1 protein-coding gene is annotated in these 523 nt (G+C 63.7%); it reads left to right on the top strand.

Annotation, left to right across the window (positions count from 1 at the left end; all coding sequences use genetic code 11):
- Positions 1-523 (top strand): PilC/PilY family type IV pilus protein (locus ACXJKJ_RS32150; protein ID WP_457395808.1); only part of this gene is annotated, 523 nt, incomplete at both ends.

Here is a 523-nt window from a genome sequence, read left to right as displayed (position 1 = left end):
GGACGGCACCACCCGCGCCTTCACTGCGGGTACGGTGACGCTGGACGATCTGTGCACGAAGTCAGCCGCGCTGTATCCGGGCATGTCCCGCTGCAACGCGGCTGCGGTGACGGCCCTTGGGGCGAACATCACCAGTGCGGTGGCCTACCTCAAGGGCGACCAGACCGGTGAAGTGAAAAACGGCGGCAAGCTACGCGATCGCACTACCCGCCTGGGAGACATCGTCAACTCCAGTCCGGTGGTCAGTGCGCCGGGCGACGACTACGGGTACCGTCGTCTGGGCGGGACGCTGGCCACCAGCTACCAGACGTATGTCGCCCAAAAGAAGACCCGTGCCAATTACATGGTGTACGTCGGGGCCAATGACGGCATGCTGCATGCCTTCAACGGCGGCATGGATGCGGCCGGCAATACCATTTCCGGCGGCGGTACCGAGGCGTTCGCCTATATCCCGTCGACCGCGCTGGGCCACATGGGCAATCTGCTGTTCCCTTACGACGCACGAAACCTCAACGACCAGAAA

Source organism: Roseateles sp. P5_E1 (genome assembly GCF_054049335.1).
This window is presented reverse-complemented; position numbering and strand designations above follow the sequence as displayed.